The 11,318-nt window shown below is 70.0% G+C and carries 16 protein-coding genes and 2 pseudogenes; 7 read left to right on the top strand and 11 right to left on the bottom strand.

Annotated elements, in window-relative coordinates:
- Together FL311_RS35890 and FL311_RS35885 are read right to left on the bottom strand one after the other, a co-directional pair.
- Positions 1-499 (bottom strand): annotated as a pseudogene (locus tag FL311_RS35890) (NADP-dependent oxidoreductase); the annotation flags it as partial.
- A 27-nt stretch (positions 500-526) separates the two neighbouring features.
- Positions 527-1,120, bottom strand: a complete 594-nt coding sequence (locus FL311_RS35885; RefSeq protein WP_141332187.1) for a TetR/AcrR family transcriptional regulator — start codon at positions 1,118-1,120, stop codon at positions 527-529.
- A gap of 120 nt (positions 1,121-1,240) precedes the next feature.
- Here FL311_RS35885 and FL311_RS45995 point away from each other — a divergent pair.
- The 4 genes and pseudogenes from FL311_RS45995 to FL311_RS35865 all read left to right on the top strand — a co-directional run.
- Positions 1,241-1,336: pseudogene (locus FL311_RS45995) on the top strand (TetR/AcrR family transcriptional regulator); the annotation flags it as partial.
- 134 nt (positions 1,337-1,470) lie between these two features.
- Positions 1,471-1,935 carry a TolC family protein gene (locus FL311_RS35875; protein WP_228557306.1) on the top strand — a complete coding sequence of 155 codons (465 nt, stop codon included), beginning with the start codon at positions 1,471-1,473 and terminating at the stop codon, positions 1,933-1,935.
- Between the two features lie 13 nt (positions 1,936-1,948).
- Positions 1,949-2,107 carry a hypothetical protein gene (locus FL311_RS35870; RefSeq protein ID WP_153882718.1) on the top strand — a complete coding sequence of 53 codons (159 nt, stop codon included), beginning with the start codon at positions 1,949-1,951 and terminating at the stop codon, positions 2,105-2,107.
- Positions 2,104-2,394 (top strand): hypothetical protein, encoded by a 291-nt coding sequence (locus FL311_RS35865; RefSeq protein ID WP_141332186.1) that lies wholly within the window; start codon positions 2,104-2,106, stop codon positions 2,392-2,394. The genes FL311_RS35870 and FL311_RS35865 overlap by 4 nt, the downstream gene beginning before the upstream one ends.
- Before the next feature lie 16 nt (positions 2,395-2,410).
- Here FL311_RS35865 and FL311_RS35860 read toward each other — a convergent pair whose 3' ends face one another.
- Positions 2,411-2,755 carry a helix-turn-helix domain-containing protein gene (locus FL311_RS35860; RefSeq protein WP_046711907.1) on the bottom strand — a complete coding sequence of 115 codons (345 nt, stop codon included), beginning with the start codon at positions 2,753-2,755 and terminating at the stop codon, positions 2,411-2,413.
- Positions 2,756-2,829: 74 nt separating this feature from the next.
- Between FL311_RS35860 and FL311_RS35855 the strand changes: the two genes are divergently transcribed.
- Together FL311_RS35855 and FL311_RS35850 are read left to right on the top strand one after the other, a co-directional pair.
- Entirely contained in the window at positions 2,830-3,843 is a 1,014-nt protein-coding gene (locus FL311_RS35855; RefSeq protein ID WP_141332185.1) for an NAD(P)-dependent alcohol dehydrogenase, read from the top strand.
- Complete coding sequence (locus tag FL311_RS35850; RefSeq protein WP_141332184.1) at positions 3,840-4,661, top strand: NAD(P)H-dependent oxidoreductase; 822 nt, start codon at positions 3,840-3,842, stop codon at positions 4,659-4,661. The genes FL311_RS35855 and FL311_RS35850 overlap by 4 nt, the downstream gene beginning before the upstream one ends.
- 9 nt (positions 4,662-4,670) lie before the next feature.
- On the opposite strand, the gene FL311_RS35845 is transcribed toward FL311_RS35850, so the two are convergent.
- From FL311_RS35845 to FL311_RS35815, 7 genes are all read right to left on the bottom strand, one after another.
- Positions 4,671-5,567 carry an alpha/beta hydrolase-fold protein gene (locus FL311_RS35845; protein ID WP_141332183.1) on the bottom strand — a complete coding sequence of 299 codons (897 nt, stop codon included), beginning with the start codon at positions 5,565-5,567 and terminating at the stop codon, positions 4,671-4,673.
- Between the two features lie 63 nt (positions 5,568-5,630).
- Positions 5,631-6,794, bottom strand: coding sequence for a hypothetical protein (locus FL311_RS35840; protein ID WP_141332182.1), 1,164 nt, complete (start codon positions 6,792-6,794; stop codon positions 5,631-5,633).
- Positions 6,791-7,099 (bottom strand): PadR family transcriptional regulator, encoded by a 309-nt coding sequence (locus tag FL311_RS35835; protein WP_141332181.1) that lies wholly within the window; start codon positions 7,097-7,099, stop codon positions 6,791-6,793. The genes FL311_RS35840 and FL311_RS35835 overlap by 4 nt, the downstream gene beginning before the upstream one ends.
- 31 nt (positions 7,100-7,130) lie before the next feature.
- On the bottom strand, positions 7,131-8,057 hold the full coding sequence (locus tag FL311_RS35830) for a S9 family peptidase (protein WP_141332180.1): 927 nt from the start codon (positions 8,055-8,057) through the stop codon (positions 7,131-7,133).
- A gap of 113 nt (positions 8,058-8,170) precedes the next feature.
- Positions 8,171-8,845 carry an SdpI family protein gene (locus tag FL311_RS35825; RefSeq protein ID WP_141332179.1) on the bottom strand — a complete coding sequence of 225 codons (675 nt, stop codon included), beginning with the start codon at positions 8,843-8,845 and terminating at the stop codon, positions 8,171-8,173.
- Positions 8,845-9,129, bottom strand: a complete 285-nt coding sequence (locus FL311_RS35820) for an autorepressor SdpR family transcription factor (RefSeq protein ID WP_046711902.1) — start codon at positions 9,127-9,129, stop codon at positions 8,845-8,847. The genes FL311_RS35825 and FL311_RS35820 overlap by 1 nt, the downstream gene beginning before the upstream one ends.
- 75 nt (positions 9,130-9,204) lie before the next feature.
- A complete protein-coding gene (locus FL311_RS35815) occupies positions 9,205-10,095 on the bottom strand; it encodes a M28 family peptidase (RefSeq protein WP_141332178.1) in 891 nt (296 codons plus the stop codon).
- Positions 10,096-10,145: 50 nt separating this feature from the next.
- Between FL311_RS35815 and FL311_RS35810 the strand changes: the two genes are divergently transcribed.
- On the top strand, positions 10,146-10,796 hold the full coding sequence (locus tag FL311_RS35810) for a TetR/AcrR family transcriptional regulator C-terminal domain-containing protein (protein WP_141332177.1): 651 nt from the start codon (positions 10,146-10,148) through the stop codon (positions 10,794-10,796).
- Positions 10,797-10,805: 9 nt separating this feature from the next.
- On the opposite strand, the gene FL311_RS35805 is transcribed toward FL311_RS35810, so the two are convergent.
- Positions 10,806-11,318 (bottom strand): SDR family oxidoreductase (locus FL311_RS35805; RefSeq protein ID WP_141332176.1); only part of this gene is annotated, 513 nt, incomplete at its 5' end.

Here is an 11,318-nt window from a genome sequence, read left to right as displayed (position 1 = left end):
TGCCCGGGTTCACCGCCCCCGTCGCAGCGGCCACCACCACCGTCTCCCCCGCCTTCGGCTCACCGATGTCGAGCAGCCCCACGTGCGCGGTGAACCCGGGCATGCCGAGCACCCCGAGCGCCAGCGACGGCTGCTTCATCTCTCCGAGCGCCACCAGGTCCTGCCCATCCGACAGCGCGTAGTCCTGCCAGCCCGCGTTGCCGAGCACCAGGTCGCCGACGCGGAAGCCGGGATTGCGTGAGGCGACGACGCGATTGACGGTGCCGCCCACCATGGGCGCCCCCACCGCGACGGAGGCGTCGGCATATGCCGGAGGGATTTCATTCATCATCGGGCGCATGTACGGGTCGAGCGACAGGTACAGGGTGCGCAGCAGCACCTGCCCTTCGCCCGGCGTTGGGACAGGTGTCTCCTCGATGCGGAAGTGGGTGGACATCGGAAGCCCACGCGGACGCGCGGCGAGGACGACTCGACGGTTGCGGACATCGCTCTGACTCATGGCTGCGGACTCCTGGGGTGTGGGGACCTACGAGATGCCCAGCCGACGTCGCGTGTCGGCCATCGCAGTGTCCAGCGGCGTGCGGTCACGGGTGATCTTCGCGAGCAGCCCGGCGCCGAGCCACGTCTGGTACAGCGAGAGCGCGAGCGCCCGCGTGTGCTCCGGCGCCGTCAGCGAGCCGTCCTCGCGCCCCGCGTCGAGACAGCGCTCCAGCCGGTCGATGATGCCCTGCGTGCCGCGCTCCAACGCCGCGCGCATGCTCTCCGACAAGTCACAGACCTCCGCGCCCAGCTTCACGACGAGACAGCGGCTCACGGCCGATTCGTCCGTCTGCGACGCGAGCCAGTCCTGGAAGTACGCCATCAGCCGCTGTGCGGCCGAACCCGGCGCCGCCAGCAGCGCATCCATCCGCGACTGGTAGTCGGCGAAGTACGCGTCCAGCACCGCCTGGCCGAACGCCTCCTTGGAGCCGAAGTAGTAATAGAACGAGCCCTTGGGCACCTTCGCCGCCGCCAGCACCTCGGCCAGCCCCACCGCCGTGAAGCCCTTGCTCACCAGCAGCGGATGCGCCGCCTCGAGGATGTATCGCCGGATGTCCTGGGAGGCCCCGCTCGCGCTCATGTGCCTATGCCTAACGACCAGTAGACCGGTCGTCTAGTCGTTCTTTCGTAGAGCAGGCGGCCGCCAGGACACGAGCCCAGGGCTTGCGCTGACTGACTGACCGGATTGCAAATCCAGTCAATGAGTTCCGACCCACGCACCGCCATCCTCAACGCCGCCGGAGAGGTCTTCGGCCGCTACGGCTTCAAGAAGGCCTCGGTCGAGGACATCGCCAAACGCGCCGGGGTGGGCAAGGGCAGCATCTATCTGCACTTCGAGAACAAGGAAGCCCTCTTCGGGCCTGCGCCCAGCAGGAGTTCGCGCGGAGCCTGGCCGAGCTGCGGGGCAGGCTGCGCGACGCGAGGACGCCCGTGGAACAGGTCCGCGCCTACATCCACTGTCGCATGGAGCAGAACGGCCGGTCGCCCGCGGGGCAGCGCATCGACATGGAAACCCTGCTCGACGGCGGGCTGCGCGAGGCCAACCTGCGCGAGTCCTCGGGCAAGATTGCTGAAGCCAACGCCGACCTGCGGGGCGTGGAGGAGCAGATTCGCGACCTTGTGCGCAAGGCGCGCGGCGAGCAGGAGACCGCCGAGGTCAACCTCGCCACGGCCGAGGAGCGGGTGAAGCTGGCCGTGGAGAGCGCGCGCCTGGCGAAGGAGAGCTTCGATGCCGGCGCCTCGACGTACCTCCAGGTGACGGACGTCAACGCGACACTCGCCGGCGCGCAGCTCTCCTCCGTGGCCGAGGCGCTCAACGTGCAGCTGTCACGACTGGCCCTGGCGCGGGCGATGGGCCTGTTCGACCCCACCGGCCACTCGCTGGCGAAGCCGTAGGCCGGCGCACGGCATGAAGACCCCAGCGCGCATGAAGGTGTCCTCGGGTCCTCCGCGGCGCACCGTCTCCCCGCACGGGGTGGGACTGTCGGGGATGGCGTGGGCCCGGCAGACCTCCGAGGCGGACGCGACGCTCCAGGCCGCCGCGGTGGGCTTCGGGTTCCAGCCATGACGTTCGACCCGGAGGTCGTCGCGAGATTCAGGGCGCGCTGGCGCATCCTCAATGGCGCCATCGTCGTGACGACAGGGCTGCTGAGCCTGTCCTTCCTGCCGTGGCCGGAGGAGCACGCGTCGCTCTTCGGCAAGCTGCTCATGGGCGTCATCGTGGTGACGGTGGTGCCCGTGCTCGTGGTCTGGCGCTGCCCCCGGTGCCACAAGTACCTGGGAGGCGCCGCGAGTGCCCGGGCCTGCCCCGCGTGCGGTGTCCCGCTCGTCGCGCCTCCGGGAGGCGACCTCTGAGTCCGTCACCCTGACCTCACGCCGCGCGCTGCAAGCGGCGCTTGTACCGGTCTCCCCAGTCGCGCAGGCCCAGGAGCACCGGCTCCAGCGAGCGGCCGAACGGGGTGAGCTCGTACTCCACGCGGGGCGGCACCTCCGGGTAGACGGTGCGCTTGACGAGCCCGTCCTCCTCCAGCTCGCGAAGCTGGAGCGTGAGCATGCGCTGGCTGCAGTTCGGCAGTCGCTTGCGCAGCTCCCCGAAGCGATGCGTCCCCTTGAGCAACCAGTACAGCACCACGCCCTTCCAGCGCCCACCGATGACGCCGAGGGCGGCCTCCACCGCGCAGTTCGTCTTCGAATCATCGTCGCGCTTGCGAGCCATGGTTCCCTTTTTGTGCGTACTGGCCAAACTTGTGCGTACTTGCGGAGAAATAACCCGAAACGTACGTCTGCACCATGAAGACATGGGAACTGCAGCCGAGGCCGGGGTTCGATGCACTCACGCGGGCCGAGCGCCCGTCACAGAGCGTGGGCTCGCACGAGGTGAAGGTCCGCGTCAGGGCGGTGTCGCTCAACTACCGCGACCTGCTCATCACCCGGGGGGCGGAGAAGAACCTCTCCTCCCCTCGCGTGCCCGTCTCCGACGGCGCCGGCGAGGTGCTGGAGGTGGGTTCGGCCGTCACCCGCTGGAAGGTGGGCGACCCGGTGATGGCCAACTTCTTCCCCCACTGGGTGGACGGAGAGCTGAGCGACGCGCACCACGCCAGCGCGCTCGGCGGCTCGCTCGCCGACGGCATGCTGCGCGAGGAGGTGGTGCTCCCCGAGCACGCCTGGGTGCGCGTCCCGAAGGGGTACTCGTTCGAGGAGGCGGCCACCCTCCCCTGCGCCGGGCTCACCGCGTGGCAGGCGCTGTTCGAGGTCACCTCGCTCCGGCCAGGTGAGACGGTGCTGCTCCAGGGCTCGGGCGGCGTGTCCGTGTTCGCGCTGCAACTGGCGAAGGCCGCGGGCGCGCGGGTGCTGATGACGTCGAGCAGCGCGGACAAGGCGGTGCGGCTGCGCGAATTGGGCGCGGAGGAGGTCATCGACTACCGCGCCGACGCGAAGTGGGGCGAGCGGGCCAAGGCGCTCACCGGCGGCCGGGGCGTGGACCTGGTGGTCGACGTGGGCGGCCAGGCCACCTTCGACCAGTCCTCCGCGGCGCTGCGCTACGGCGGCTCCATGAGCATGCTCGGCGTGCTCACCGGAGCCCGGGGCGAGGTCAACCTGGGCGCGGTGTTCCAGCGGCGGCAGACGGTGCACGGCGTCTACGTGGGCTCGGTCTCCATGTTCGAGCGCTTCGTCGCGGCCCTGGAGCACAACCGCATCAAGCCCGTCATCGACCGCGTGTTCCCCTTCGAGGAGGCCCGCGCCGCCTGGGAGCACCTGGCCAGCGCACAGCACCTGGGCAAGGTCGTGGTGAGCCTCCCATGAACGTCCTCATCGTCTACGCACACCCCGAGCCCCGCTCGCTCAACGGCGCGCTGAAGAACCTGGCGGTGAGCCACCTCACCGGGCTCGGGCACACGGTGCGGGTCTCGGACCTGTACGCGATGGACTGGAAGGCCACCGCCGACGCGGGCGACTTCCTGGCGCACCCCGTGGGGGAGCGGCTGGCCTATGCCCGGGCCTCGAAGGCCGCCTTCGCGGGCGGCACGCAGCGCGCGGACGTGGTGGCCGAGCAGGAGAAGCTGCTCTGGGCCCAGGCCGTCATCTTCCAGTTCCCGCTGTGGTGGTTCTCGATGCCGGCCATCCTGAAGGGCTGGGTCGACCGGGTCTTCGCCTACGGCTTCGCCTATGGCGTGGGCGTGCACGGCGGCGAGCGCTGGGGAGACCGCTACGGCGAGGGCACCCTCACCGGACGCCGCGCCATGCTCTCCGTCACGATTGGCGGACGGGCCCCGCACTACACGGAGCGCGGCGTGAATGGCGCGCTCGACGACCTGCTCTTCCCCATCCAGCACGGCGTCATCTACTACCCCGGCATGGAGGCGCTCCCGCCGTTCAGCCTCTACCTGTCGGACCGGCTCACGCCCGAGGAATGGCCGTCCGTGGAGGAGGCCTACAAGGCTCGGCTGGACGGATTGTTCACGGACGCGCCCATTCCGTTCCGCAGGCAGAACGGCGGGCACTACGACACCCAGCAGGTGTTGAAGCCGGGCCTCGGGCTCGGCGTGGGGGGCACGCGCATCCACCTGCTCCAGCCGGGCGAGCCGGAGCAGCACCGACTCACCTCGACGACGTCCGGATGAACCGCCCGGTCAGTTCACGAGGAAGTCGGCCAGCGACGACACGTCCGATGCGCAGTGGCCACCATAGAGCGGGTGCCACTCGGTCTTGACGCCGCGCTGGCGGGCGAGCTGGGCCAGGCGCTCGGTGCCTTCGTAGTTGCCGTAGGCATCGTAGAGACCACAGGAGAGGTAGAGCTCCGGCGCGCCAGGCCCCGCCTGGGAGAGCAACTCCAGGGGCGAGACGCGGCGCCACTCGGCTTCGTCGGCCACGTACCTGCGCGCCAGCAGCCAGACGCCGAAGACGATCTTCGGATTGGCCCCGGTGCGCTCCATCGAGGCCCGGAGGGTTCCGAGGGAGGAGAACGGCGAGTCGAGATAGACGCCCGGGCAGAGCGCCGCGACCTTCGCGAACCACGTCGGATGCGAGAGGCCCGCGACGAGGACATTGAGGCTGCCCATCGACTCTCCCAGCAGCATCCGCCGCCGGGGGCGACCCACCTTGGCTTCGAGCGCGGGCAGCCGTGACATGAAGTCCTCGAGCAGCCCGCTGTCCTCCTGCTTTCCCTTCGGCGTCAGCAGCCACGTCGGACCGTAGGAGACGGTGACGACGGTGGGCGGCAGGACTCCCGCGGCGTGCCAGCGCGCCTGCAGCATGCCGGTGAAGTAGGTGTCGTCGTTCCAGAGCGTCTCATCGAGCTTGCGTCCATGGTGATGGTAGACGACGTCACCATTGGTGCCCGCCGCGGCGGTGTTGATGCAGTAGCGAAGTGGACCTTCCGAACCGCACACCTGACTCGCGGGCGGGAACGAGGCCTTCTGGTCGCCGCGGCTGCGCGTGAGTTCCGTCCACGCGAACCAGGACACGATGGAGAGCAAGACGACGGGCAGCAGGTATCGAACCCGCCGTCCAGGGCGAGGCATGGGCATGGTTGAGGTATCCGATGGGAGAGGTGCCGTGACGACCGACGCGTGCGGCCCCGCCGAGCCCGGCTAGGCCAGCGCGACCTTCGAGTGGAGGTCGCGCGGCGTCGGCGGCTCCCCGGGCGAGCCGCTCGTCGAGATGTCCCCCTGCCTCAGGGGCCCGGGCAGGAGCCAGAGGCTCAGGAGGTAACCGAGGATCGCGCTGCCGCCGTAGCCCACGACCGGAGTCGGATGGTTGCCGAGCGCGGCGGCGAGCATCGCCGCGAGCCAGGCGGCCCCGAAGGTGAGGCAGGCCGGGCGGAGGTGCGGCTCACACGCCCTGAGGCGCAGCGCTGGGACGAGCAACAGGGCCAGGCCAGCCACGACAGCGCCCCCGGCGAGGGCATGGGCCGCGAAGGAGGAATGGAGGACCTGGTCGACGAAGGGGGTGGCGGGGAGCGTATCGGGGCGCAGCAGCGTCACCACGAACGCCAGGAGGCTGGCCGCGAAGGCCAGGCACGTCAGCCGGGACGCGCGCGTCGCCGTGACGGCCGCCATCGCCGTGGCCATCATGGCCGCCATCGCGCGGTCCGGCTGGAGCGCCATGGCCAGCGCGGCGACGACGATTCCCATCGTCCCGAGCGGAGTGCGCGTCCGGGAGTAGCCGACGAGCATGAGCGGCAGGAGCACGAGGCTCGGCTGGACGACCACACCGCCGAGCCCGACCCAGCGACAGGCCCCCTCGACCCGGAGGCCGAGGAGCGAGGTCGCGAGCAACAGCGCCGAGAAACAGAGAATCAGCGCTCCGGCCCCGCGCTCGACCGACTCCGGGATGCGGCGGAGGAGGGACAGCAGGACCCACCCGATGACGAGCGCGCCCACGTTGCTGCCGAGGTAGCGGACAGGCGCCCCCGCGAGCGTCATGTAGACGAGCCCCAGGGTGACCGCGCCGACCGCGCAGAGCACGCCAACGGGCCCCGGACCGCGCGCCACGCCGAAGCCACCGTCCGCGCGCGACGCACGCACCTCCGCGCTCATCAAAAAGAGGAAGGGCCGCAGCAGGAGCAGGCCGAGGGCTCGCGGCGCCAGCCCGCGGAAGCTCTCCAGCGCGAACCACAGCGCCTGGGTGTCCTCGGGAATCTCCGCGAGCTCCGCCTGGATGGCCCACGCCCAGTCGCGCTGGTGCGGCGGCAGCAGGAACCGCAGGGCCCGGCACAGCAGCTCCGCCACGCGTCGCTGGAACCGGAGGCTCATGACGTCGCCTCGCGGAGGCCACGGCGAGCCACCTTGCCTTCCGGCGGATTGTCGCGCGCGAGCTGGACCCCACCCTGGGTCAGCCGATAGGCGTGCCTCGGAGGCCGTCCGCCCTCCGCCGGCTGCTGCCACTCGGCCTCCAGGTACCCCTGGGCCTCGAGACGAATCAGCAGCGGATAGAGCGTGCCCGACTTCACGTCCGCGAGACGGCACAGCTCATACCCGTGCGACCAGCGCTCGCCGGCCTCCAACAGCGCGGCGAGCACGGCGCGGGCGTGATTCGACAGGGCGCGGGTTCGGGGCATGCCCCTTAAATCTACCTATGTAGATTTAAAGTCAAGGGCCCGAGATGAACGCCGAGAGCCTGTCGATGACTCGCGCGTCCACATGCCCCGGCGTCTGGTATTCGGCGGGGCCAGGCTTGCCGGTGCCCTGGATGAACAGGTGGTTGCTCCCAGGAATCGTCACCACCTCGGCCTGGGGCAGCCCCTTCTTCCAGACGGCGAGGTCCTCCTCGGTGACCTGGTAGTCGCGCTCGCCGCGAAGGATGAGCGGGGGCCGCGCGAGCTTCCGGGCCATCGCGACACCGTCCCGTGAGGCCCAGTCCCGCCAGTAGGCGGCGGGAGCGCCCAGCAGCTTCTTGTCGCCGAGCGTCCCCGCCTTCAGCAGCTCCACGTCCTTCTCGATGCCGGCGATGAACTCCGGGGGCTGCTCGAGGTAGCGCAACTGCGCGAGGATGATGTCCCACGGCGCGCGCCCCGGCGGCGCCAGCAGGACGGCGCCCGAGACGGGGGCCGCGCGGACCGCTATCTCCGGCGCCAGGAGCGCACCCAGGCTGTGCCCCACCACGAAGATGCGCTCCGGGTCGATGTCCGCGCGGGCCTTGAGGGCCTCCACGGCGGCGACGGCGTCCACGACGACCTCGTCATCCATCGAGATGCCCGCCGCGGACTGCCGCGCGTACACCTTCGTCCGTTTGTCGTAGCGCAGGACCGCGATGCCTCGCGAGGAGAGCCCCTCGGCCAGGTCCTTGAACGGCTTGTTGGGCCCCGCCGTCTCATCCCGGTCATGGGGACCGGAGCCATGGACCAGGATGACGCCTGGGAAGGGCCCCTTGCCCGAGGGCAGCGTCAGCGTCCCCTTCAGCTCCCAGGGCGCCTTCCCCACCGACACCTCCTCGCTCCGGAAGGCCGAGGCCTCGACATACGGCGCGACGGACACGGCGGTCGACGGCGCGGCCCGAACGGGGGCCGGGTCCCGCATGACAGGGGCCGCCGCCTGGGGCGCCTGTGACGACGACGAGCTCGCGCAGCCGCCAAACACCATCCAGGTCGTGAGAATCGAACCTCGAAGAACGCGACGCATGTTTCCTCCCCTCACAGAGGCCGCTGGGTGCCTTCGTCATCCGTCGAGCCGCGCTCGAGGCGGCGGGAGATGACGAACGAGTAGATGACCGGAATCACGACCACCACGCCCACGAGCACCATCACGAAGTCCGGCCCGCACCCCATCAACCCCGTGACCACGAGCGCGAGGCCCGCGAGCACGAAGAGCTTCCCGCCCAACCGGTGCGTGCGCAGCCAGACCTCGTCGCTCGCGAGCGTCCAGGGCGTGCGGATGCCGAAGAAGAAGTTCTTGGTGACCTTCCCCATGAAGTTGCCCAGCGTCATGAAGAGCAGGCCCGTCCCCGCGTGGAGCGCGCGCGCCATGGGCACGTCCACGCCCAGCCCCGCCAGCAGCACCAGCCCGTTCACCATGAACAGGAACGCGAGCAGCATCGCCATGACGAACTCGTAGACGGACTGGAACCGCTCCATCCGATAGCCCCGGGGAGAGATGCGCGGCAGCGCGAGCATCACCAGGTACACGCCCGCCATCACCAGCGGCTGCATGAAGGGGCCCCAGGGCTTCGCCGTGTAGCCATCCGCCACGCCCTTCGCGTTCCAGTGCGTGGGGATGGAGTCCGGCAGCCGCTCGTAGAACACCGCCGCCAGCGCGAACGACACGATGACGAGCCCCAGACCCACTGCGTTCGCGCGGCTGATTCGCATCACGGCTCCCCGTTCTTCTTCTCGACCTTGAAGAGGTCCATCAACAGCGCCGCCACGTCCTCGAACACCGTCGTGTTGAGGGAGTAGACGATTTGCTGTCCCCGTCGCTCGCTGCGCACCAGGTCCGCGGCCTTCAACACGTTGAAGTGGTGCGAGAGCGAGCCCTTCGTGATGTCGAACGCCTCCGCCAGCTCACCCGCGCTCTTCGAGCCCCCCTGCAGGAGCTTGAGCACCTTGCGCCGCGTCGGGTCCGAAATCGCCTTGAAGACCTCCTGCGTCCGCATCAGGACCTTTCGAATGTTTGACGAATTTCAAAATAACGATTTCCGAAGTCCTGTCAAGCCGCGGCCGGCCGACGCTCAGGTGGCCGATTCGGCGGAGACGACGGCGACGAGCAGCTCGGACACCTCGCGCATGAACGAGGGGTCCAGCGTGTCGGGCGTGTCCGTGGCGCGGTGGTAGTGGGGATTGCGGAAGTTCGCCGTATCGGTCCAGAGCACCGCCGGGCGGTCGGCCAGCCAGAACGGGACGTGGTCGCTGCGGGCCAGGTCGGGCAGCAACCGGTAGAGCGGTCCCCACGTCTTCGCGCCCATCACCCGCAGCCCCGCCGCCGCGTCCGAGCCGAGGGCCCGGTCCACCGCGCCATTGGAGCGCCCCTTGGCGAGCAGCCCGAGGAAGTCCGGCGAGCGCAGCCCCTTGGGCACCCACGGCAGCGGCAGCGCCTGCGCCACCCCGGAGCGCTCGCGGAAGCCGACCATCTCCAACACGTGCGTCGTCCCCAGCCCGCACGGCAGCGCGGGCACGCCCTGGGTGACGAAGTCGTCGCTGCCCAGGAACCCGTCCTCCTCCGCGTTGAACGCGAGGAAGCCCACGCCCTCCCCCGCACCGCGTAGCACCAGCGTCCTGGCGCACTCGAGCATCACCGCCAGCCCGCTCGCGTTGTCGTCCGCGCCGGGGCAGTCCGGGACGCTGTCGTAGTGGGCCGCCACGAAGGTCACCGTGCGCCCCTTCGCGCTCCGGGGAAGCGCCACCACGTTCCCGTAGCGCCCCTGGAGGTGCACGTCGAGCCCCAGCCGCTCGAACGCCTGCGCCAGTTCATCCCGGACCCAGGCGTTGTTGCGCGCGTTCACGACGAAGTGTCGAGGGATGGCCAGGCGCTCCACCCACCGGAGCAACCGCGCCTCGGCCTCCACGGCCGCCCTGTCGACAGATGCAACCACCGCCTCCGCTGCTCGCTCTCGAATGACCATGATTGATTGACTTACTTAGTAAGCTTATGGTGTAAGTACGTCAAGCCGACATGAAGCAGACGCACAAACGAGAGCCCCTTTCGAGGGAGCGGATCCTCAACGCGGCGCTCGACATCGTCGACCGCGAGGGGCTGGAGGCCATCTCCATGCGTCGGCTGGGTCAGGCGCTGGGCGTGGAGGCGATGTCGCTCTACAACCACGTCCCCAACAAGGCGGCCATCCTCGACGGGCTCTTCGAGACGGTGCTCGCCGAGGTGCCCTCCGCCAAGCGCGGGGGGACCTGGCAGGTGGCGTTGAGGGAGCGGGCCCAGGCGCTGCGCAAGGCCCTGCGCACGCACCCGAACACGCTGCCGCTGTTCGCGACGCGCGCCGCCGTCACGCCCGGGGCCATCGCCCACGTGGAGGCGGTGCTCGACACGCTGCGCACCGCGGGCTTCAGTCCGGACGAGGCGCTCAGCGCGCTCCAGGTGTTGATGGCCTTCGTCGTGGGCCACTCGCTCTCCAGCTACGCGCCCCAGCCCGACGACGCGCAGTCACACCCCGCCTATCAACAGCTCAGCGAGAAGGACTTCCCGCGCGTCCACGAAATCGCGCGCGTGCTGGACAGCCACGACGTGGAGAAGGAGTTCGAGCTGGGCCTGGAGGCGATGATGACCGGGCTGGAGGCGAACCCGGCGCGCCGCAAGCCCGCCCGGAAGTAGGCCCCACCCTCAGGCGCCGATGAGCCCCTGGCCGCAGACGCGCACCGTGTTGCCCGTCACGCCGTGGGCGCCGGGGCTCGACAGGAAGGTGACGAGCTCCGCGACGTCGCGCGGCTGTCCACCCTGGGAGAGGGAGTTGAGCCGGCGGCCCACCTCGCGCGTCATCAGCGGCATCTTCGCCACCATGGCGGTCTCGATGAAGCCCGGGGCCACGGCGTTGGCGCAGATGCCCCGCGCGGCGAGCCGGGGCGCGAGCGCCGCCACGTAGCCGATGAGCGCCGCCTTGCTCGTCGCGTAGTTGGTCTGGCCGAAGTTGCCGGACACACCGCTGATGGAGGACAGGTACACCAGCCGTCCCTCGTCGCGCAGCGCGCCGGTGCCGAGCAGCGCCTCGTCGATCGCCACGATGGCCGCGAGGTTGACGGTGAGCACCTGCTCCCACTGCTCGGGCGTCATCTTCGCGAGCGTGCGGTCGCGGGTGATGCCCGCGTTGTGCACGACGATGTCCACCCCGCCCGAGCC

Origin of the sequence: Myxococcus sp. AB025B (genome assembly GCF_006518215.1) — a bacterium.
GTDB classification, from domain to species: Bacteria; Myxococcota; Myxococcia; order Myxococcales; family Myxococcaceae; genus Myxococcus; species Myxococcus fulvus.
This window is presented reverse-complemented; position numbering and strand designations above follow the sequence as displayed.

Excerpts from the sequence above, each read along its gene's own strand:
- FL311_RS35885 (WP_141332187.1), bottom strand. The coding sequence starts at position 1,120 with ATGAGCGCGAGCGGGGCCTCCCAGGACATCCGGCGATACATCCTCGAG.
- FL311_RS35870 (WP_153882718.1), top strand. The coding sequence starts at position 1,949 with ATGAAGACCCCAGCGCGCATGAAGGTGTCCTCGGGTCCTCCGCGGCGC.
- FL311_RS35865 (WP_141332186.1), top strand. The coding sequence starts at position 2,104 with ATGACGTTCGACCCGGAGGTCGTCGCGAGATTCAGGGCGCGCTGGCGC.
- FL311_RS35860 (WP_046711907.1), bottom strand. The coding sequence starts at position 2,755 with ATGGCTCGCAAGCGCGACGATGATTCGAAGACGAACTGCGCGGTGGAG.
- FL311_RS35855 (WP_141332185.1), top strand. The coding sequence starts at position 2,830 with ATGAAGACATGGGAACTGCAGCCGAGGCCGGGGTTCGATGCACTCACG.
- FL311_RS35850 (WP_141332184.1), top strand. The coding sequence starts at position 3,840 with ATGAACGTCCTCATCGTCTACGCACACCCCGAGCCCCGCTCGCTCAAC.
- FL311_RS35845 (WP_141332183.1), bottom strand. The coding sequence starts at position 5,567 with ATGCCCATGCCTCGCCCTGGACGGCGGGTTCGATACCTGCTGCCCGTC.
- FL311_RS35840 (WP_141332182.1), bottom strand. The coding sequence starts at position 6,794 with ATGAGCCTCCGGTTCCAGCGACGCGTGGCGGAGCTGCTGTGCCGGGCC.
- FL311_RS35835 (WP_141332181.1), bottom strand. The coding sequence starts at position 7,099 with ATGCCCCGAACCCGCGCCCTGTCGAATCACGCCCGCGCCGTGCTCGCC.
- FL311_RS35830 (WP_141332180.1), bottom strand. The coding sequence starts at position 8,057 with ATGCGGGACCCGGCCCCCGTTCGGGCCGCGCCGTCGACCGCCGTGTCC.
- FL311_RS35825 (WP_141332179.1), bottom strand. The coding sequence starts at position 8,845 with ATGCGAATCAGCCGCGCGAACGCAGTGGGTCTGGGGCTCGTCATCGTG.
- FL311_RS35820 (WP_046711902.1), bottom strand. The coding sequence starts at position 9,129 with ATGCGGACGCAGGAGGTCTTCAAGGCGATTTCGGACCCGACGCGGCGC.
- FL311_RS35815 (WP_141332178.1), bottom strand. The coding sequence starts at position 10,095 with ATGGTCATTCGAGAGCGAGCAGCGGAGGCGGTGGTTGCATCTGTCGAC.
- FL311_RS35810 (WP_141332177.1), top strand. The coding sequence starts at position 10,146 with ATGAAGCAGACGCACAAACGAGAGCCCCTTTCGAGGGAGCGGATCCTC.